Below are 19,653 nucleotides of genomic sequence, written 5' to 3' on the forward strand. Positions count from 1 at the left end.
TGAACGCGCGCGATACGTGGTGCGCGCATCGACGGTCAGGGCTCGGCCGGCACGCTCATTTCCTTGAGCAGCGTGTCCGCATGGTCAAGCCGATGCATGACCCAGAGCATGTAGCGGACATCGACCTGAATCGAACGCGTGCGCTCGGGATCGAACACCCATCCTGAACTCACACCTTCCCAGACGCCGTCGAACGCGAGGCCGACGAGGTGCCCGTCCTTGTCGAGCACGGGCGAACCCGAGTTGCCGCCCGTGATGTCGAGGTCCGCGAGAAAGTTAACGGGCAACGTGCCGAGCGTCGGCGATGCATAGCCGTCATACGCCTTGTCCTCGATCGCCTTGAGTTCTGCGGGCGGCGCATCGAACGGCGCCGTGCCCGTGTTTTTCCGTACGATGCCTTCGGCCGTCGTGAACGGTGCTTCGCCGACATCGTCGTCATGCCGTGCGTAACCCTGCACCGTGCCGAAGGTCACACGCAGCGAACCGTTCGCATCGAAATAGACAGGCTTGCCCTGTGCCGACGCGAATGCCGTCACCGCGGCCATATAGCGCGGACGCAGCGATGCGAATTCACCGGCCACCGTTTTGTCGTGGCGCTCAAGCGCGAGGAGATCGGGCATCAGCGCGACCATGAGCTTGAGCCACGCGTCGTCGCTCGCGCGGACCTGCTCGTCGGTCGCGTCGAGCCACTTGACGCGCGTCGCGGTGTCGGCGAGCTTCGATCCCGCATAGAGCGCGGCGACGCGCCGTTCAAGCGCCGCCGCGTCGTTCGCACCGGCGAGCCACGTATCGAGCGCGGGCAAACGCTGATCGGCCGGCAGCTTCAGATAGCGTTCGAGAACATAGACGACAAGCTGTCGATCGAGTGCGGGATCCATCTGGCGTTCGAGCCGTTGTTGAGCGTTGAGGATCCGGACTTCGTCGCGCTGCTGATAACCGTCTTCGCGGTCGAGATTCGACTTCTGTTTCTCCTGTGCGAGACGCACGATCTGATACGCCGCGTGAAACATGCCGCCGCGCGCAAGCTGACTCACGACGAGATCGCGTTCGCGAAGCAGCGTCTGGTCGTCGACGAGCTTGCGCAGCCGCTGAACGCCGGTCGCGAGTGCCGCGCCGTTGACCTTGCCGCCGTCGGACATCGATTGATGCGAAAGCCACTTGTCGAGCGCAGCCTCCTGGGTCCGTTTGGTCTCGAGCGCGCGGCTATGCGCAAGTCCGTCGAGATTGCCCTGGAAATTCTTGAGCGCGTTCTTGTACGACGCGACCGTCGCCGCGTATTTGACCGCGACATCGGGGTTCGACTGACCCGCGGCTTCGATCATGCCGAGCTCGTCGGTCAGCAGCGCGATCATGGTCGGGTAGTACCAGTCGATCGCGTTTTGCAGCTCACTCGCCAGGCGATAGCGATCGGTATGGCCCGGATATCCCGCGACCATCACGAAGTCGCCGGCTTCGACGCCCTTCGGATTCAGCGTGAGCCAATGCGTCGGGCGATACGGGACGTTGTCCTTCGCATAGGGCGCCGCGCTGCCGTCCTTCGCGACATAGGCGCGCAGAAAGCTGAAATCGCCGGTATGACGCGGCCACACCCAGTTGTCGATGTCGCCGCCGAACTTGCCGATCGATCGCGGCGGCGCATAGACGAGCCGTACGTCCTGGATCTCGCGCTGCTTGACGAGCTGATATCGGTATCCGCCGCCGAACGTGTAGACGTCGCAGCGATAGCCGGGTTGCTCGCAGCCTTGCACGATCGATTTTCTGGCCTGGTCGATCGCGACATAGCGCGCATACGCGTCCATGCCGGGCTTGACGGCCTCGTTGATACGCGGCGTGACATCGCTGATCTGCTCGGTCACGTAGACGCGTTGCGTCGGTTCCGCGCGCAGTTCTTCGTCGAACGTATGCGCGAGAAAGCCGTCGTCGATTCGATTCTGTTGCGGCGTCGAGTTGTACTGGAGCGCGCCGTATGCGCAATGATGATTCGTCACGATGAGCCCGTCAGGCGAGACGAATGACGCCGTGCATCCGCCGAGACTCACGATCGCGTCCATCGGATACGACGTGAGGTTCGTCAACGTGTTCGGGTCGAGCGCGAGGCCGCGCGCCTTGAGCGTCGAACTCAAGGCGGGGAGCTGCGACGGCTGCCACATGCCCTCGTCGGCAGACGCGGAGGTGGCAGCGAGCATGGTCAGTGCGACAATCACGACACTCGCATGCGACACTCTGTGCCGACCGTCCCTGCCTCCGGGTTCCACCATGATTGCCGATTCCTATATCGAACGCGTCGAAAACCTGATCTTAAACGGCGGCCGCCGGATCCTCGGGATCGCGGGCGCGCCGGGCTCGGGCAAATCGACGCTGGCCCAGGCGCTCGTCGAGGCGCTGCCGGGCCGGGCCGTCGTCGTTCCGATGGATGGCTTTCATCTCGCCAATGTCGAACTCGCGCGGCTTGGCCGCGCTTCGCGCAAGGGTGCCGAGGATACCTTCGACAGCGCCGGATTCGTCGCGCTGCTGCGCCGCCTGCGCGAGCAACGTCCCGACGAAACCGTCTACGCGCCCGCGTTCCGGCGCGAGATCGAGGAACCGATCGCCGGCGCGATCCCCGTGTTTCCCGACATACCGCTCGTCATCACGGAAGGCAACTATCTGCTGCTCGATCGCGGCCACTGGGCGAAGGTCCGGGGTCTGCTCGACGAAGCATGGTATGTCGATATCGATCCGGCCTTGCGGTACGACCGGCTCGTCGCGCGCCATATCGCGTTCGGGCGCGACGAGCGCGCGGCCCGCGAATGGGTCGCGAACACGGACGAACCGAACGCGCTGCTTATCGATTCGACGCGCCCGCGCGCGAACGTCCTGTTCGAGTGGGCATGACGCAGCGCGCACAGCCGACGGGAACGGGCGAGAACCGACGGGCAGCGACGGGCAGCGTCTGACGATTACCGCGTGACCTGTCCGTCCGCGATCAGCCACGTCAGCGCTTCTTCGACAGCCTGAAGCGACGTATAGCGCGGCGCATAGCCGAGCAGACGCCGCGCCTTGTCGATCGAGCAATTCGGGCTGCGCGCGATGTGTTCCCACGAGGCTTCGGCATCCTTCGGGTCCTGGGTCCGCGCCCAGGCATCGAACGGCGCGAACGTCAGCTTGGGCTCATGACCGAACCAGCGCGAGATCGACTCGGCATAGCCGCGCAGCGTCACCGCGCCGGCCGAGACCGCATGAAACGCCTCGCCGGTCGACGCGCGCCAGTTTGCGATCGCGCCCATAAACATCTGCGCGACGTCATCGGCATGCACGTGGTGCACGGTTTCGAGCCCGAAATTGGGCAAGGCCAGCGTTTCGCCGCGTGCAAGCGTCGTGAAGACGGCCGCATTGAAATGCCCCGCGGGATTCAGCGGCAACCATCCGGGTCCGACGATATGGCCCGGATGAATCAGCGTCGCCGGAAACGCGCGTGTGCGCGCCTGTTCGAGCAGATAGGTCTCGATCGCGGCTTTTTGCGTGCCGTATTCGCCGAACGGGCGTTTCGGCGCGTCTTCGGGCGTCGGGACGACGGTCGGATACCCATGCGTCCAGATCGTGCCCGTATGGAGGAAATGCGCGACATGGCCCGACAAGGCCTCGACGATCTGCTTCGCGCTATCGAGCGTGAAACAGATCATGTCGATCACGATATCGGCGCCGATCGCGCGGATCGCCGCGCCGAAACTGCCGTCGCGCTCCATCGCGTCGCGGTCCATCTGGCGATGCTCGACCGCCGCCCATGCGCGGTTGTCCGCGTAAGGCCGGGCCTGTCCGCGGCTCACCGCGATGACCTGATGCCCCGCTTCGACCAGTCTCGGCACCAGGTACGTGCCGACGTGTCCCGTCGCTCCAATCACCACTACGCGCGCCATATTCGTCTCGCTGTCTCGTCATTTCGTTGTTGATCGCCGGTCTGCCCGGTCGAGACGACTTATATATCAAATCGGACGGCGATGTGGCGTGACGAAATCCGCTTGGCGTCGGATTTTTTTACGCGTCAGAGGCCGACGCGATGCGCGGTCGCGATCAGACGCACGCCCAACGCGGCGATCGCGCCGGCCGCGGCGCGGTCGATCCAGCGTTTCGCGCGCAGATACACCTCACGGGGTTTGCGCGTCGAAAAGCCGAGCGCGACGATCGTGTACCAGCCGGTCTCGATCGCGAAAATCGCGGGCGGCAACACGAAATAGGCCCACTCGGGCGGATGCTGCGGCAACAGCGCGGCGAAAATGCTGCCGTAGTAGACGGCGGTTTTCGGATTGCTGAGCTGGGTCGTCAGGCCGATCCAGAACGACTTGCGCGGGTTGCCCGCGCTGCGCGCGAACGCATCGACATCGAGCGGCGTCTTCGCGCCGCGCCAGATCCGCGAGGCGAGATAGATCAGGTAAAGGCCGCCGGCCACCTTGAGCATCAGGTAGAGCCAGCCGACCGCCGCGAGCAGCGAGTAGAGGCCGACCAACGCGACACCGCTGAACAACACCGCGCCGACGCCCATGCCGAGCGCGCTCGCGAGACCATCGCGCCGCGACAGGCCGATCGCGTGACGCACGACGATCAGGAAGCTGGGCCCCGGACTCATGGCGCCGATCAACAACGCCACGAGAATCGTGACGATCGCGGTAGATGCATGCACGGAGGCCTCGCCGAAAGAATTCACAAGGCCTCTACCCTACACCGATCGATCGCGCGTCAGAATGTCTCCCAGCTCGCATCGCCGTCCGACGCAAGCGCGGGTGCCGGCGCGGGTGCGGGCTTGCGCTCCTTCGATACCGCGGGCGCCGGACGTTGAGCGGCACGCGCAGGCGCGGGCTCGCGCGGGCGCTCGACCTTGGGCGACCGTGCGGACGGCGCGACGGCCGCACGCGGTGCGGATGGGCGCGGCGCATCGCCACCGGCCATCCGCGACGCAGACGCGCGCGTCGCGTCCGCGTGATCGTTGACGCGGAACACGGCGACCGCCGTCTTCAGGTTATTGGCCTGCTCATCGAGCGACTGCGCGGCCGCGGCGGCCTGTTCGACAAGCGCCGCGTTCTGCTGCGTGACGTCGTCCATCTGATTGATCGCCTGATTGACCTGCTCGATGCCGCGGCTCTGCTCGTCCGAGGCGGCCGTGATCTCGGCGACGATGTCGGCGACGCGCTGGATCGACCGCTTGACCTCGTCCATCGTGGTACCGACCTCGACGGCTTGCTGCGAACCGTCCTGGATCATCGAAACCGAGGTGCCGATCAATTCCTTGATTTCCTTCGCCGCCGCCGCCGAACGCTGCGCGAGGCTGCGCACTTCGCTCGCGACCACCGCGAAGCCCCGTCCCTGCTCGCCCGCGCGCGCGGCCTCGACCGCGGCATTGAGCGCGAGGATGTTCGTCTGGAACGCGATCCCCTCGATCAGCCCCGTGATCTCCGAGATCTTCGTCGAGCTGTCGCTGATCTTGCCGATCGTCTCGACCATCGTGCGGACCGCCTCGTTGCCCGTCGCCGCCTTGGTCTTCGCTTCGTCCGCCATCGAGTTCGCCTGACGCGCGTTTTCGGCGTTCTGGCGTACCGTCTCGGTCAGTTCCGTCATGCTCGACGCCGTCTCTTCGAGCGAAGCGGCCTGCTCTTCCGTGCGCGAGGACAGATCGAGATTGCCCGACGCGATTTCCTTCGACGCATGCGAGACCGAATCGGTCGAACGCTTGATGCCGCGCACGGTTTCGCTCAGACGCTGGTCCATCTTCTGGAGCGCACCGAGCAGCATGCCGAACTCGTCGCGCGAGGCGATCGCGATCGTATTGTCGAGATGACCGTCGGCGATCTCGTTGGCGACCGTCACGGCCTCGTCGAGCGGACGCGTGATCGCGCGCATCAGATAGATCGCGGCCCCCGCCAGTATCGCGGCGCCGAACGCCACGAGCCCGATCGCAACCCAGCGAAGCGTCTGGAAGATCGATTCGCTATCGTCGACGACATCCTTGGCTTCCTTCACGTTGATGATCTCGTCGTCGCGCAGACCGCTGATCAATTGGTTCGAGGTCGCCGCCGTCTGCTCGACGGCTTGCGTCGCCTTGTCGAAATCGCCCGATGCGAACAACGCGAGCTGGTCGCGCGTTTCCTTCGCGAGTTGGGTCAGGCCCGCATCGTCCGCGTCCGCGACGCGCCGCTCCTCGGCCGACAGGACGGACGCCGGATAGTAGGCGTGCCAAGACTTGTCGATATCCGCAAGATCGCCTTGAATCTCGGGCGTCAGTTGCGTGACGACTTCGGCGTTCGGCTTGAGCTGCAGACGACGCAATTCGAGCCGGAGTTTCGAGGTCGCGGCACGCGTCTCCGATATATCGGAGATCGGCAATATGATTTGTGAGTAAACGTTCGCGACATTGTCATTGATGCGCGACAGGCCATAAATACCGAATAGCCCGATCACAAGCGCAATTATTGCGCACAAGCTCAGTACGCCAATGATCTTGATTCGGATTGATGAAAGAGCGCTCATGCGACTGTCCTTAGGATTCTGAAACACGTATGGAATGACATCGGCACCTCCCCAAGCGCCGGAAAGCGCGAATCCATAGCCCTCGCGCCTCCTTGCCTGGGACAACGACCGCGCCGCGCGGTCCTGAAGGTCTCTCTCGAAAATATTTATGTGCGAAATCCGCACATTTGTTTTGCAAGCGATTTCAAAGTGCAATTACCTTACGACGCCGATCGATCGCGATTCGTTTTGAAAGGAATCGGAATAACACAAACGATTGCGGGGAATGAGACGCATGAAAAACCGGCGGCGCCGAGCGATTCGGTACCGGCTGCGCGGCGTTGGTCAGCGCCGACGTGCTGTGAGAGAATTTTTCCGACGCGCGAGCGGCGCGCATGCGTCGCGCGCAAGACCGGCACGCCAGCGTGTGCGGCCCCTTTTTCCCGACCCCTTCGTTCGGCATGAACCAGACTCAAGAAGACGCTCCCCGTCCCGCCCTGCGCGCGCTGACCGCACTCGAAGCACGCGTGCTCGGCGTGCTCCTCGAAAAGGAGCGCACGGTGCCCGACACCTATCCGCTCTCGCTCAACGCGCTGACGGCGGGCTGCAACCAGAAGACGGCCCGCCTGCCGGTCATGTCGGCGTCCGAAGCCGACGTGCAGGACGCCGTCGACGGCCTCAAGCAACGCAGCCTCGTCTTCGATGCGAGCAGCAGCCGCGTCGCGCGATACGAACATAATATGACCCGCGTGCTCGGCATCCCGAGCCAGGCCGCGGCGCTGCTTGTCACGCTGATCCTGCGCGGTCCCCAGACCGCGGCCGAACTGCGTCTGAACTCGGCGCGTCTGCACGGTTTCGCGGACGTCTCGTCGGTCGAAGCGTTTCTCGACGAACTCGCGCAGCGCGAGCCGTCCTACGTGGTCAAGCTCGCCCGCGCGCCCGGCGAACGCGAAAGTCGATGGGCCCATCTGCTCTGCGGCGAAGTCGATGTCGCGGACATTGCGCGCGACGCCTCGGGTGACGGCGCATCGGCGGACGTCGACGCGCTCAGATCGGAGTGGCGCGCCGAACACGAGCGGCTGACCCGCGAAGTGGCCGAACTCCGCGCGATCGTCGAACACCTCGCGGCCCAACTCGGCGTGTCGGTCGACGCGATCGTCCGACCGTCCTGATCGACGCGGACCGCGCATTCGTTTCTTCCAACCGGAGACCTTCGATGAAAACCAGCGCACGCAATTTCCTGACCGGCACGATCACCGCGATCAAGACCGGCGCGGTCAATGACGAAGTGGTCCTCAAGGTCGGCAACGCCGAAATCGTCGCGATCGTGACGTCGGAGAGCACGAAAGTGCTCGGGCTCGCGGCGGGCGGCACCGCCTATGCGTTGATCAAGGCGTCCTCGGTCATCCTGATGACCGACACGGCGCCCGACAAGATCTCCGCGCGCAACGTGTTCAACGGCACCGTGAAGTCCGTCAAGACGGGGGCCGTCAATGCGGAAGTCGTGGTGTCGGCAGCAGGGCTCGATGTGACCGCGATCATCACGAACGAAAGCGCATCGCGTCTCGATCTTGCGCCGGGCAAGCCCGCCAGCGCCGTGATCAAGGCGTCGAACGTGATCCTCGCGGTCGACTGAACCGCGCGCTCATTCAGCGCTCATTCTCGACGTTCAATCTGTGTGCATGCGCTCCGATCGATTCCCGATCCGAGGAACGCAAGTCCGGAGACACACAGATGAACACGCTCACCTCGGCAACCGCCAACGAACATCGTCCTGCCGCCTCGAACGCCGATCCGCTCACGGCCGACGATCTCGAACCGGTCTCGTACGAAGACCTGCTCCCGTATCTGCTGCTTCCCGTCGCCTGGTGAGCGGCGCGGCGCGCACCGGGCAGGTTCGCGCCTGGCGCTATGCGCCGGCAAGACGGCGGAGCTCGCGCGGGAACGTCACGCGCGCGACGAGGCCCGCGCGAGCGTCGGTCCGATTTTCGAGGACCGCCCGGCCGCGATAACGGTCCATCGTCGCGCGCACGATCGCCAGACCCAGTCCCGTGCCATCGGTCCTCGACGGATCGACGCGCACGAACCGCTCGAATACGCGTTCGAGCATATCGGCCGGCACGCCGGGGCCTTCGTCGACGACTTCGATGCTGACGCTGTCGCGCCCGCGCACGACACGCACGTCGACGACGCTGCTCTCGGGGCTGTAGCGCATCGCGTTCTCGACGAGATTCCTGACGACGGCCGCGACATCGGCCTCGATCGCATGGACGTCGGTGTCGTCGTCGATCCGCTCGACGCCGAGATCGATCGCGCGTTGCGACGCGAACGGAAGGCAATCCGCGATCACCTGCGTGACGACCTTGCGCACTTCGACGTCGACAAACGTACTTTCAGCCACGCGCGCATCGGCGCGCGCGAGACTCAAGAGCTGCTTGACGAGATTGCCGCCGCGCAGGATGCCGTCGCGGAGTTCGTCGAAACGCGGGCGGTTTTCGGGGTAGATCGAGTCGCGCAGATTGTCGGCCTGGATCTGAAGCGCCGTGATCGGCGAGCGCAGTTCATGCGCGGCGTCGGAGATGAATTTCTTTTCGGTCTCGATCATCCGCGCGAGCCGGTCAATCAGCATATTCGTCGACTCGACGAACGGCAACAGATCGAGCGCGACGCCCTGCGAGTCGATCGGTTCGAGCCGATTCAGATCGACCGACCGGACCTCGACGGCCAGCGTGCCGACCTGCTTCATCGCCCTGCGGACCACGAGCATGACGGCGAACCCCATCAACGGCATCAGCAGCGCCGTCGGCCAGAGCGTCGTCAGCGCGGCGCGGCGGGCCACCTGCTGACGCACGCGCTCGCGCTGCGCGACCTGAATCCGATGATGCGCGGTAACGAGCGCGAAAATGCGCCAGGGCTCGCCCCCCACGATCTGATCCGAGAATCCGAGCGGAATCTCGCGCGAGAAATGGAGTTCGGGATTCGTCGTCTCAGACGGCTGGGCCTCGTCTTCCGTGAAGATCTGGATCTCGAGGTCTTCAGGCCGCTGGAACGCGGGCTCGGTCGACGGCAACACGAGATTCGCCAGGCTGGCCGAGAGCCGGATCGCCACATCGCGCAGCCGTGCATCGAGAATCGCATGCGTCGAATTGCGCGCAAGCACATAGGATCCGAGCCCATGCATGACGGCGACGATCATGACGACCGCGCTCAGTGCGACGATCAATTGCGTGCTCAGCGAGCGGTTTCGAGTCGGGATGCGCCGTTTGATCTGCATGAGCCTGTTCAGTACGACGTTCGCCAAGCGGGGGCCAACGTGCGGGTCCGGCGAGCTGCCGACCGTGTCGGCTATCATTCTAGCGTTCGATACGGGCGTTCATGGCCGAGGCTCCACACGCGCCGCGCCGGCGCCGCATGGTGTGCAACGCGCGTGCCGCGCGTACCGTCGTGGCGGCAACGTATTCGAACCCAGCACATATGCGTGTTCCGACGGGCCTGGCCCAGGGCACGGACCTATCGCGGTTCATTCAGGTATCGAGGGATCATGCGAGTCCTTTTGGTCGAAGACGATCTGCAAATTGGCCAGAGCCTGCTCCGCGCACTCGAAGACGCGGATTACAGCGTCGACTGGGTGCGCGACGGCGTCGCGGGCAGCCGCGCGCTCGAAGCCGCCGAGTACACGGTCGTGCTGCTCGACCTGGGCCTGCCGGGCATGGGCGGCATCGACGTGCTCAAGCGCGCGCGCGACGCGGGCAACCCGGTGCCCGTCGTGATTCTGACGGCGCGCGACGACCTCGAAACGCGCGTCGAGGGTCTCGACGTCGGCGCCGACGACTACGTGCTCAAGCCCTTTCTCGTGCCCGAACTCCTCGCGCGCATACGCGCGGTGCTGCGCCGTAAAGCCGGCTACGCGGTCTCGCGGCTCGGCGACGACACGCTGAGTCTCGATCTCGACAAGCGCACGCTCACGTGCAACGGCAACACAGGCGCGCTGTCGGCGCGCGAATTCGCGCTGATGCTCGCGCTGCTCGAACGCCCCGGAACGATACTCTCGCGCGATCAGCTCGAAGACCGGCTCTATGGCTGGGGCAAGGAAGTCGAGAGCAACGCCGTCGACGTCCTCATTCATTCGGTCCGCAAGAAATTCGGCAACGCGGTGATTCGCAACGTCCGAGGCCTGGGTTGGACCATCATGCTCGGCGGACAAACGCCAAGCTGACGGAGCCGAAGGATGCGAAGTCACGCGTTCAGGCGCCGCTTCGCGGGCCGCGACGGCCGGCAGTCCCATGACATGCGCAACGGCGCCCCGACGAATTCGACGCCCCACAGAAATCCGAACGCGCGCAGCAACTTCGGGTCGATCGCGTCATCGCGAATCGTCTGCGCGAGTTCGGTGAAAAAGCCGACCGCGTCGAGCCCCGGTAAAAACAGAATGCTTTGGCTCGCGGGCGCATCGCTGATGTTCACGAAACCGTGCACGACACCGCCGGGCACGGTCACGACATCGCCAGGTTCCGCGACAAAGCGCTCGCCGTCGACCTCGAACAGATAGCGTCCGTTTTCAACGCGGAAAACCTCCGTCTCGCGATGGCGATGCACGGGCGGACCGAAACCGGGTGCGTTGACGGTCTCGATCAACGTCACCCCGCCTTGGCGTGTATGCATCGGCGCGTGGACCTCGAGTTCGAGCCCCATCGCGGGCACGACGATCGCCCGACGTTCGGCGCTCGCTTCGAGGGCCACAGATCGCAAGACTTCAAAACGCACGGTACCGGGCTTGCATACGTGACCCGCAAACCGCTCGGCATACGGCGTGCCCAATCGATGGGACGTCGCGGTCAAGTGTTCGATATTCATCTGATGCTCCTTCAATGGGCGTCGTACTCAGAAAACGGATTGGTCCATCGATTCACCGCGCGGCGCGTAATGGGGCTGCATGCGAGGCTGCACTCGGGGCTGCATGCGGTAGTCGTCGAAACGCGCGTGCGTATGCGCGTAACGGTCGTCGAACGGAAGATGATTCGCCGCGAATACAACGGTCAGGCGGCCGAACAAGCTACGAATCGCATTCATGGTGAGCTCCAACAGGGTGTCGCACCGGAATCGCCGAGCGAGCTTCAACGTCCGTGTCCGATGCCGAGGAGCGCTCGCCGTATGCGATGCGTACTCCTTCGATGACGCCTATTGTGGAGACCGATTCTGAGAGAAGAATGAGCGATGCCGGCTTAGCGAAACGCACGCGCAGGCATGCGATTTGAAGGGAGTGTTGCAAACAATGCGCGAAACATCGTGGAAAAAGCGCGGGCGCCGAAGCGCCCGATCAGCATGCGTCCGATACACATCGGGCGTGACGCTGCGCATCGAGCGTCACGCGGACCGCGTTACGTCAGATCAAGCAAATGTCCGGCAACGCGTCTAGCGATCGAGGCCGCCGAGGCACAGATATTTGACGACGAGATAGTCTTCAATGCCGTAGTGCGAGCCTTCGCGCCCGACGCCCGACTGCTTGACGCCGCCGAATGGCGCGACCTCGTTCGAGATCAAGCCTGTATTGATGCCGACCATGCCGTATTCGAGCGCCTCGGCGACACGCCAGATGCGGCCGATATCACGGCTGTAGAAATACGAGGCGAGTCCGAACTCGGTGTCGTTCGCCATCTGAATGACTTCGGCGTCCGAGTGAAAGCGGAACAGCGGCGCGAGCGGACCGAATGTTTCCTCCTTCGCGACGCGCATCGTTTGTGTAACACCAGTGAGTACAGTTGGCTCGAAAAAGCCATGACCGAGCGCATGCCGCTTGCCGCCCGTGACGATGCGCGCGCCTTGGGCGAGCGCATCGTCGATATGCGATTCGACCTTGCGCACCGCGGCTTCGTTGATCAGCGGCCCCTGGACCACGCCCGCGTCCGTGCCGTTCCCGACTTTGAGCGCCGCGACGGCGCGCGCGAGCTTTTCGGCGAACGCATCGTAAACGGCGTCGTGCACATAGATCCGGTTCGCGCACACGCATGTCTGGCCGACGTTGCGGAATTTCGAGGCGATCGCGCCGTCCACCGCCGCATCGAGATCCGCATCGTCGAAGACGATGAACGGCGCGTTGCCGCCGAGTTCGAGCGAGAGCTTCTTGATCGTCGGCGCGCATTGCTCCATCAGGATGCGACCCGTCTGCGTGGAACCCGTGAACGTCAGCTTGCGTACGTCGGGGTTCGATGTGAGCTCGCGTCCGATCTCGCGCGGATCGCCCGTCACGAGGTTCAACACCCCGGCGGGCAGGCCGACGCGCTCGGCAAGCACGGCCAGCGCGAGCGCGGTCAACGGCGTCGCCTCGGCAGGCTTGACGACCATCGTGCAACCGGCCGCGAGCGCGGGACCGACCTTGCGCGTGATCATCGCGGCCGGGAAATTCCACGGCGTGATGGCCGCGCAGACCCCGATGGGCTCCTTGACGACGATGATGCGGCGGTCATTCGCGGGCGTCGGGATCGTATCGCCATAGGTCCGCTTGCCTTCCTCGGCGAACCACTCGATAAACGACGCCGCATAGACGATCTCGCCCTTGGCCTCGGCCAGGGGCTTGCCCTGCTCGCTCGTCATGATGCGGGCGAGGTCGTCGGCGTGTTCGATGAGCGCATCGAACCAACGACGCAGGATGACGGCACGCTCTCGCGCGGTCTTCGCGCGCCAAGCGGGCCACGCGTCGCGCGCTGCATCGATCGCTGCACGCGTTTCTGCGGCACCCATCAATGGCACGGTGCCGACGCGCTGTCCGTCTGCGGGATTCACGACTTCAATGACCCGCCGATCGTTCGCGTCGATCCAGCGGCCGTTGACGTAGGCCTGCGCGCGCAGCAGGTCGGGATCCTTGAGCACAAGGGCGGAGGCGGCTCTATCCATGGTGTCGGGTATGGGCGTCAGATAAATTCGGGCTCACGCGCCGATATTCGCGATCGGCGCATCCGTACGACATTCGCGTGCCGCGTCGGTCTGATTCACGGATTCACCGATCCATCGTTCGATCGTTCCATCGGCATGGCGAACCGAGACGGGCATTGAATCATAGCCCCGTCCGCTCGCTGCGTCCGCGTCACCGCCTGGCGGCAGCAGCTTGCGTTCCCGCCGCGCGTCGCCCCGACGTCACTCGTCGCATCCGATATCCGATCTGCGCTTTCGTTGCTCAAAAGGCAACGAAACGTGACTATAGTTGCTCTTGTTGAGAGGGGTGTTGCTCTGAGAGCATCACATCCATGCCACAACGCATTGCGGTTCGAACGCTGGATATCCCACCCCTTTCTAGGAGTCTTGCCATGTCGGAGTTCATCAACCTGAGTCGGCGCGGTTTCCTCGGCACGACAGCGCTGGCGCTGGCCGCCGCGCCTTTCGCGAGCTGGCCGTCCTCCGCCGCGGCCGCCGAGACGGCACGTGCCCAAGCCGATTCGGCCTCGTCGATCGTGTCGTCGATCCGGCGCGGCGCGCATACCTCGATGGGCACGATCAAGCAGATCGACGCGGGCCTGCTCAATGTCGGCTATGCCGAAGCGGGCCCCGCGAACGGGCCGGTCGTAATCCTGCTGCATGGCTGGCCGTACGACATCCATAGCTATGTCGACGTGATGCCCGCGCTTGCGGCTGCGGGATTTCGCGTGATCGTCCCGCACACACGCGGACACGGCACCACGCGCTTTCTGTCGGACAGCACGCCGCGCAACGGCCAACAAAGCGCGGTCGCGCTCGACACGATCGCGCTGATGGACGCGCTCAAGATCGATACCGCGATTCTCGCGGGTTACGACTGGGGTTCGCGAACCGCGTGCTCGATCGCCGCGCTCTGGCCCGAGCGCTGCCGCGCGATCGTCTCGGCGAACGGCTACATCATCAATAGCCTCGAGGCCAACAAGAAGCCGCTGCCGCCCAAGGCCGAACTCGGCTGGTGGTACCAGTACTACTTCGCGACCGAGCGCGGCCGCGCGGGCCTCGAAGCGAACCGGCACGACTTCGCGAAGTTGATCTGGCAAGACAACTCGCCCGCCTGGCATTTCGACGACGCGACATTCGATCGTTCGGCCGCGTCGTTCGACAACCCCGACTATGTGGCCGTCGTAATTCACAACTATCGCTGGCGCCTGAGTCTCGCCGAGGGCGAGCCGCGCTACGACACGTTCGAGCAGCGCCTGCAGCGCGCACCGACGATCGACGTGCCCGCGATCACGCTCGACGGCGATGCCAACGGCGTGGCGCCCGCCAGCGACGGATCGTCGTATCGCAAGAAGTTCACCGGCGAATACGTGCATCGGATCGTCGCGGGTGCGGGTCACAACCTGCCGCAGGAAGCGCCGGATGCGTTCACGCAGGCGGTGCTCGACGTCGCGCGTATGTAGTCAATGGATCGCGCGGATTACGCGCATTAAACGTATCAAACCGACCAAGTCGACCAAGTCGACCAAGTCAGCCAAACCGACTCACCCCCCCATCGAGGACCTCATCATGACCACGATCGAAAACGTGCTTTACACCGGCAAGACGCATACGACGGGCGGCCGCAACGGCGCCGCGCGCAGCAGCGACGGACGACTCGACATCGCGCTGTCGTCGCCGGGCACGGGCACCGGTACGAATCCCGAGCAGTTGTTCGCGGCAGGCTGGTCCGCATGCTTTATCGGCGCGATGGGCCATGCCGCCCGACGCCTGAGCATCACGTTGCCGGCCGATCTCGCCGTCGACGCCGAAGTCGATCTCGGCAAGACAGGCGAAGGCTTCCTGCTCGGTGCGCGCCTGAACGTCAGCTTGCCGGGCCTCGCACGTGAAGTCGCGCAAACGCTCGTCGACGCCGCGCATCAGACCTGCCCGTATTCGAAAGCCACGCGCGGCAATATTGCGGTCGAGATTCAACTCGTCTAAACACGCAGCCGGGGCCGACATGGCGCGCGACACGGGCTCGCGCGCCATGTCGGCCCCAAACGAAGGAGATGCCGCACATGAGGGAAATCAATCAGCAGCGCCTGCGCTATTTCCACGAAGTGCTCCAGAGCGGGTCGATCCGCGGCGCGGCGGAGAATTTGAACACCGCGGCGTCCGTCATCACGCGGCAGATCAAGTTGCTCGAGGAAGAACTCGGCACGATGCTCTTCGAACGTCAGGCGCGCGGCGTGCGGCCCACCGAAGCCGCGGCCCATTTGCTCGAATTCTGGCGCGGTTACCGCTCGCATCAGGAGCATCTCGAAGACCGGCTCCAGGCGCTCAAGGGGCTCCAGGAAGGGCGTGTCCAGATCGCGTTCAGCGAAGGCTATGTCGACGCGCTCATGGACGAGGTGCTCGGTGCGTTCTGCCTCGCGTATCCGAAACTCGAGATCGGCATGGACATGCTGCCTGTCGAAGACGTCGTCGCGGCCGTGGCCGAAGGGCGCGCGCATATCGGCCTCGCGTATAACCCGCCTCCGCATCCGCGTGTCGACTATCGCGCGAGTTCGGCCCAGCCGATCGTACTGCTGGTGCGCAACGATCATCCGCTCGCGCGGCGCGGCGGACCCGCGACCGTGCACGAGATGCTCGACTATCCGCTTGCGTTGATGCCGTTGAGCTATGGGATCGGACAAGCGGTGAACATGCTCGCGTTCGGCGAGAACATCGCGTTGCGGCCCACGCTGACGACGAATTCATTGACCGCGCTCAAGCGCTTTGTCGGCTTCGGGAACGGCATGACGTTGATCGGCGCGTTCGCCGCGTATCAGGAACTCGCATCGGGCCAATTCGCGGTCGTACCGATCGCGCATCCGTTGTTCGAGGGCATCAAGGCGCGGTTGCTCGTGAAAACCGATCGTCCATTGACGGCCGCGGCGCGCGAACTGCTCGACTGGATCCTTCGACGCATGACGATGTTTGCCGACGCGCCCGTCAAAAAAGCGCATACCAAGCGCTCCGCGCGCGCTCGCGGGTGATCCGTCGCGTGTCCGTGCGTCGACGTGTCGCTTAAACGGACGTTTGTGTGCCGGCGATCGCATCGGCTGACGCGACGCTTGCATGCGGGATCGTAAAAAATACACACACCGACGCATCAGCATGCGTGCCGAGTCTTCGCGCCCGAATGCGCGGTTCGAAGCGTGGGTCGCGTCGTTCCAAACCGTTCATTCATCGCACGCGCCGATGCGCCCGACGCGCGTCGTGCATGATCGTTTGCGCAGCCGTACAAGGGGTGGACCACGATTTGCGCATCACCTGGCAGCAGGACCCACTTTCAACAACCAGGAATACGCGATGAAGACAATCCAGCTCCTGAAGACCGCAAGCGGTATCGCGTGCGTCGCCTTCGCCCTGCACGTCAATGCGCAGACCAACTCGGCCGCGCCGTCGTCGGCGTCGGAAACGCTCGGTCAGCACGTCGACGACGGCACGATCACGACCAAGGTCAAAGCGGATTTGCTCGCGGCAAAAGACGTCAAATCGACCCATATCCACGTGAAAACGCGCAAGGGCGTCGTGTGGCTTACGGGTACGGTACCGTCGAGCGACGACAAGGCCGCGGCGGAAAAGGTGGTGCTCAACGTCTCGGGCGTCGATTCGGTCAAGAACCGCCTGAAGATCCAGGCCGACGAATGATCGGTACGTAGGCGTTCAAATGCAGGCCGCGTGACGCGTGTCGCTTGTTCCGGCACGCCGCGCGGCGTGTGACGGTTTCATCAACCTTGTTTCGTCATCCTGTCGAACCGGGCCGCGCGTTGACGCGCATCGCTCTATACTGCCCCGTGCATGAACTCGGACGACCCTGTCCATGGAGAACATCATGACGACTTCTCGCCATCCCACGAAGCGCGCGCCCTCGGACACGACCGCCACGCAGCCGCTCGACGAAGCGCTCGAAGAAACATTCCCGGCGAGCGATCCGATCGCGATCCCGCCCGATGCATCCGAAGCGCAACGCAAGCCGCGGTCGGCCACGATCAAGCGCGACACGCGGCACGCGCCGTCGTCGCGCACGCGCCACTAGTCATAGGCACTCGACACGCGCGACTCAGTACGCACGAGATGCGCGATAAGCACGGTATGTACGACGTGCACGTTGCCGCATGCACGCGATCCGTGTGATCAGGCGAAGACGAGCCGTCCGCCGACGAGCACGAGCGTCGCCGCGAGAATCTTGCGCAGCAACGCTTCAGGGGCGCGCGACGACAGATAGCTGCCGATGAGGATGCCGGGCAGCGATCCGATCAGAAGCGACACTAGCATGCCGGTGTCGACCGAACCGAGTATCCAGTGGCCGATGCCGGCGACGAGCGTCAAGGGCACCGCATGGGCGATATCCGAGCCGACGATGCGCGACGTCGGCAATGAGGGATAAAGCAGCAGCAGCGCCGTCACGCCGATTGCGCCCGCGCCGACCGACGTCATCGACACGAGCACGCCGAGCACGACGCCGACGAGCACGGTCAGCACGCGCGCCTGCCGATCGCTGAGTTCACCGGCATGGCGCGCGGCGAATGCCGCGAGTTGGGGACGGAAGATCAGCGACACGGCGGTGATCAACAGCGCGACGCCGAGCACCGCCTGAATCACGCCGCCGCTGCCGGGTTGATGGACGCCGTAGTGATGCAGCGCGATGAGCGTTGCGATCGTCGCGGGCAGGCTGCCTGCCGCGAGTCGTCCGGTGATTCTCCAGTCGACCGAACCCTGCGCGCCGTGCGCGAGCGTGCCGGCCGTCTTCGTGACGGCCGCGTAGAGCAGGTCCGTGCCGACCGCCGTCGCGGGATGGACGCCGAACAGCAGCACGAGCAGGGGTGTCATCAACGAGCCGCCGCCGACCCCCGTCAGACCGACGAGGAGGCCGACGCAGAGCCCGGAAACCGAATACAACCAATCAATATGAGGAAGAACCATCTTGGCCTGGGGGCGATGAGCGAAGCTCGCAACGAGCGACCGCGGCGCGCGTCGGAAGGGCGCACCGGGCTGCGCGCACGGGCTTCGCGGCGCTGCGCAGCCCGGTATTGTCGCAAATCCTGGCGAAGCGCGTCTGGAACGTCGCGCCCCGGGCCTCGATCGCGTGACGCTCAGGCTGCGCCGGGTACGCCGTTCTGCTTGAACCACGCGAGCATGTGCTGCCAGCCGTCCTTGGCGTCGGCTTCGTTGTAGCTCGGGCGATAGTCGGCATTGAAGCCGTGACCCGCGTCGGGATAGACGATGATCTGCGACTTCGAGTGGACCTTGGCGAGCGCCTCGCGCATCTGTGCGACGTGTTCCTGTTTGATGTTCGGATCTTGTCCGCCGTAGAGGCCGAGCACCGGCACCTTGAGTTCGCCCGCGAAGTCGACGGGGAAGCGCGGCGTATTCGCCGTGGGCTGACCGACGAGCGGGCCGTACCATGCGACCGCGGCCTTCAGATGCGGGTTGTGCGTCGCGTAGAGCCAGGTGATGCGGCCGCCCCAGCAAAAGCCCGTGATCGCGAGATGTTTCGCGTCGCCGCCGTGCGACGTGGCCCATGCGGCTGTTGCATCGAGATCCGACATGACTTGGCTGTCAGGGACCTTGCTGACGATCTTGTCGACCAGCTCGGGGATCGACGTGTATTGACGCGGATCGCCCTGACGGAAATACAGTTCGGGGGCCACGGCGAAATACCCGAGCTTCGCGAGACGCCGGCAGAGGTCTTGAATATGCTCGTGAACGCCGAAGATTTCCTGCACGACGAGCACGACGGGCAGCGCGTGCGTGGCGCCTTTCGGCTTCGCGTAGTACGCGGGCAGGGCTTCGTTCTTGTCGCCGGGCAGATCGATGCTGGTCGGGCCGACGTCGAGTCCGTCGTCGCTCGTGTGAATGACATCCGCCACGACGGGCTGCACGGCGAGCGCGAAACCCGACGCCATCATGCGCGCGAGAAAGGCACGACGCGCGGGCGTGGGGGTCTGGAGATCGGTTTCGGAGACTTCGGCCAGGTCAGAAGCACGCGCCGCATCGGACGCGGTAAAACGATCATCAACGGACATCGCTCACTCCTCGGAAGAATCGTGCCCGGCAGCATAGCGCAAGCGGCTCGATATTGCGTGAATCTTGGTGGAGCGCGATTTTTCGAACTATTTAGCTTTGGGCGGCCATGGCTATGGCGGTGTATCCGGTCGGGTCGGGTCGAGTCGAGTCGAGTCGGGTCGGGTCGGGTCGGGTCGGGTCGGGTCGGGTCGGGTCGGGTCGGGTCGGGTC

Annotated in this window: 20 protein-coding genes; 10 read left to right on the forward strand and 10 right to left on the reverse strand. The window is 64.5% G+C overall.

The features are described 5' to 3' along the window. Positions 1-35: 35 nt before the first annotated feature. Positions 36-2,186 carry a S46 family peptidase gene (locus D7S86_RS25235; RefSeq protein WP_240648404.1) on the reverse strand — a complete coding sequence of 717 codons (2,151 nt, stop codon included), beginning with the start codon at positions 2,184-2,186 and terminating at the stop codon, positions 36-38. 70 nt (positions 2,187-2,256) lie between these two features. Here D7S86_RS25235 and D7S86_RS25240 point away from each other — a divergent pair, with 70 nt between their 5' ends. After that, positions 2,257-2,874 (forward strand): nucleoside/nucleotide kinase family protein, encoded by a 618-nt coding sequence (locus D7S86_RS25240; RefSeq protein ID WP_121090643.1) that lies wholly within the window; start codon positions 2,257-2,259, stop codon positions 2,872-2,874. Positions 2,875-2,939: 65 nt separating this feature from the next. Here D7S86_RS25240 and D7S86_RS25245 read toward each other — a convergent pair whose 3' ends face one another. The 3 genes from D7S86_RS25245 to D7S86_RS25255 form a co-directional block, all read right to left on the reverse strand. Then, positions 2,940-3,896, reverse strand: a complete 957-nt coding sequence (locus D7S86_RS25245; RefSeq protein WP_121090645.1) for an NAD-dependent epimerase/dehydratase family protein — start codon at positions 3,894-3,896, stop codon at positions 2,940-2,942. 125 nt (positions 3,897-4,021) lie between these two features. Beyond that, positions 4,022-4,657 carry a LysE family translocator gene (locus D7S86_RS25250; RefSeq protein ID WP_121090697.1) on the reverse strand — a complete coding sequence of 212 codons (636 nt, stop codon included), beginning with the start codon at positions 4,655-4,657 and terminating at the stop codon, positions 4,022-4,024. A gap of 56 nt (positions 4,658-4,713) precedes the next feature. Continuing rightward, positions 4,714-6,498 carry a methyl-accepting chemotaxis protein gene (locus D7S86_RS25255; RefSeq protein WP_121090647.1) on the reverse strand — a complete coding sequence of 595 codons (1,785 nt, stop codon included), beginning with the start codon at positions 6,496-6,498 and terminating at the stop codon, positions 4,714-4,716. Between the two features lie 440 nt (positions 6,499-6,938). Between D7S86_RS25255 and D7S86_RS25265 the strand changes: the two genes are divergently transcribed. The 3 genes from D7S86_RS25265 (at position 6,939) to D7S86_RS29660 (ending at position 8,349) form a co-directional block, all read left to right on the forward strand. Continuing rightward, a complete protein-coding gene (locus D7S86_RS25265) occupies positions 6,939-7,649 on the forward strand; it encodes a YceH family protein (RefSeq protein ID WP_121090650.1) in 711 nt (236 codons plus the stop codon). 44 nt (positions 7,650-7,693) lie between these two features. Further along, positions 7,694-8,113: a TOBE domain-containing protein gene (locus tag D7S86_RS25270; RefSeq protein WP_121090652.1), complete on the forward strand. Its 420-nt coding sequence runs from the start codon at positions 7,694-7,696 to the stop codon at positions 8,111-8,113. Positions 8,114-8,211: 98 nt separating this feature from the next. Next, complete coding sequence (locus D7S86_RS29660; protein ID WP_158602088.1) at positions 8,212-8,349, forward strand: hypothetical protein; 138 nt, start codon at positions 8,212-8,214, stop codon at positions 8,347-8,349. 37 nt (positions 8,350-8,386) lie between these two features. Here the strand turns inward: D7S86_RS29660 and D7S86_RS25275 are convergent, their stop codons facing one another. Beyond that, on the reverse strand, positions 8,387-9,751 hold the full coding sequence (locus tag D7S86_RS25275; protein WP_147432472.1) for a sensor histidine kinase: 1,365 nt from the start codon (positions 9,749-9,751) through the stop codon (positions 8,387-8,389). A gap of 267 nt (positions 9,752-10,018) precedes the next feature. Between D7S86_RS25275 and D7S86_RS25280 the strand changes: the two genes are divergently transcribed. Beyond that, on the forward strand, positions 10,019-10,693 hold the full coding sequence (locus D7S86_RS25280) for a response regulator transcription factor (RefSeq protein WP_121090656.1): 675 nt from the start codon (positions 10,019-10,021) through the stop codon (positions 10,691-10,693). A 20-nt stretch (positions 10,694-10,713) separates the two neighbouring features. On the opposite strand, the gene D7S86_RS25285 is transcribed toward D7S86_RS25280, so the two are convergent. From D7S86_RS25285 to gabD, 3 genes are all read right to left on the reverse strand, one after another. Further along, the gene (locus D7S86_RS25285; protein ID WP_205962893.1) at positions 10,714-11,331 is read right to left on the reverse strand and encodes a cupin domain-containing protein; all 618 of its coding nucleotides are present in this window, start codon (positions 11,329-11,331) and stop codon (positions 10,714-10,716) included. A 27-nt stretch (positions 11,332-11,358) separates the two neighbouring features. After that, positions 11,359-11,547: a hypothetical protein gene (locus D7S86_RS25290; protein WP_147432473.1), complete on the reverse strand. Its 189-nt coding sequence runs from the start codon at positions 11,545-11,547 to the stop codon at positions 11,359-11,361. A gap of 342 nt (positions 11,548-11,889) precedes the next feature. Then, entirely contained in the window at positions 11,890-13,368 is a 1,479-nt protein-coding gene (gene gabD / locus D7S86_RS25295; RefSeq protein ID WP_121090660.1) for an NADP-dependent succinate-semialdehyde dehydrogenase, read from the reverse strand. A 410-nt stretch (positions 13,369-13,778) separates the two neighbouring features. Between gabD and D7S86_RS25300 the strand changes: the two genes are divergently transcribed. The 5 genes from D7S86_RS25300 (at position 13,779) to D7S86_RS25320 (ending at position 17,452) form a co-directional block, all read left to right on the forward strand. Then, positions 13,779-14,849, forward strand: coding sequence for an alpha/beta fold hydrolase (locus D7S86_RS25300; RefSeq protein ID WP_121090662.1), 1,071 nt, complete (start codon positions 13,779-13,781; stop codon positions 14,847-14,849). A 106-nt stretch (positions 14,850-14,955) separates the two neighbouring features. Further along, the gene (locus tag D7S86_RS25305) at positions 14,956-15,369 is read left to right on the forward strand and encodes an organic hydroperoxide resistance protein (protein ID WP_121090664.1); all 414 of its coding nucleotides are present in this window, start codon (positions 14,956-14,958) and stop codon (positions 15,367-15,369) included. A 77-nt stretch (positions 15,370-15,446) separates the two neighbouring features. Next, on the forward strand, positions 15,447-16,406 hold the full coding sequence (locus tag D7S86_RS25310; RefSeq protein ID WP_121090700.1) for a LysR family transcriptional regulator: 960 nt from the start codon (positions 15,447-15,449) through the stop codon (positions 16,404-16,406). Positions 16,407-16,722: 316 nt separating this feature from the next. Beyond that, positions 16,723-17,064 carry a BON domain-containing protein gene (locus D7S86_RS25315; protein ID WP_121090702.1) on the forward strand — a complete coding sequence of 114 codons (342 nt, stop codon included), beginning with the start codon at positions 16,723-16,725 and terminating at the stop codon, positions 17,062-17,064. A gap of 184 nt (positions 17,065-17,248) precedes the next feature. Continuing rightward, positions 17,249-17,452 carry a hypothetical protein gene (locus D7S86_RS25320; protein ID WP_147432474.1) on the forward strand — a complete coding sequence of 68 codons (204 nt, stop codon included), beginning with the start codon at positions 17,249-17,251 and terminating at the stop codon, positions 17,450-17,452. Positions 17,453-17,550: 98 nt separating this feature from the next. On the opposite strand, the gene D7S86_RS25325 is transcribed toward D7S86_RS25320, so the two are convergent. Beyond that, the gene (locus D7S86_RS25325; protein ID WP_121090668.1) at positions 17,551-18,339 is read right to left on the reverse strand and encodes a sulfite exporter TauE/SafE family protein; all 789 of its coding nucleotides are present in this window, start codon (positions 18,337-18,339) and stop codon (positions 17,551-17,553) included. Positions 18,340-18,509: 170 nt separating this feature from the next. Beyond that, positions 18,510-19,442 carry a dienelactone hydrolase family protein gene (locus D7S86_RS25330; protein ID WP_166444161.1) on the reverse strand — a complete coding sequence of 311 codons (933 nt, stop codon included), beginning with the start codon at positions 19,440-19,442 and terminating at the stop codon, positions 18,510-18,512. Between the last annotated feature and the right edge of the window lie 211 nt (positions 19,443-19,653).

It is taken from the genome of Pararobbsia silviterrae, from assembly GCF_003628125.1.
Lineage (GTDB): Bacteria > Pseudomonadota > Gammaproteobacteria > Burkholderiales > Burkholderiaceae > Pararobbsia > Pararobbsia silviterrae.